The organism is Bariatricus sp. HCP28S3_F11 (genome assembly GCF_052065395.1).
GTDB lineage: Bacteria > Bacillota > Clostridia > Lachnospirales > Lachnospiraceae > Allocoprococcus.
In genome coordinates, this window is record NZ_JBQHUC010000124.1 from 1 (window position 1) to 414 (window position 414).

The 414-nt window shown below is 42.5% G+C and carries 1 rRNA gene; it reads left to right on the plus strand.

Annotation, left to right across the window (positions count from 1 at the left end):
- Positions 1-111, plus strand: a 5S ribosomal RNA gene (gene rrf / locus ACTNBR_RS16575); the annotation flags it as partial.
- Positions 112-414: the final 303 nt, after the last annotated feature.

Consider the following 414-nt stretch of genomic DNA (forward strand, 5'->3'; position numbering starts at 1 on the left):
GCGATGCGCTTAGGGGACACACCCGTTCCCATCCCGAACACGATGGTTAAGACCTAAGCGGCCGATGGTACTGCACTGGAGACGGTGTGGGAGAGCAGGTGGCCGCCAGAACTGCAAAAAATAAGACGGATTCGCCGTCGAAGTTCATATAGATACAGACACAGAGTCTGAGGGGATTCTGCGGTCAACCCAATCAGCAGGGCAGTGCTGTTAATGATAGCTGGTTTTACCAGTGATTAAAGATTAGAAATAAGATTTCTGGTTTTTAATGACTGATAACATCAGTCAGAGAAATAACAGATAATCTGTTATGCAATGTACCTTGAAAATCGCATACAAAGAAAATCAATTCTCAAATAAATAGAGAAAGACATCCGAGGTGATTGTTATTCTTAAGAGTAACAATTAACTAAC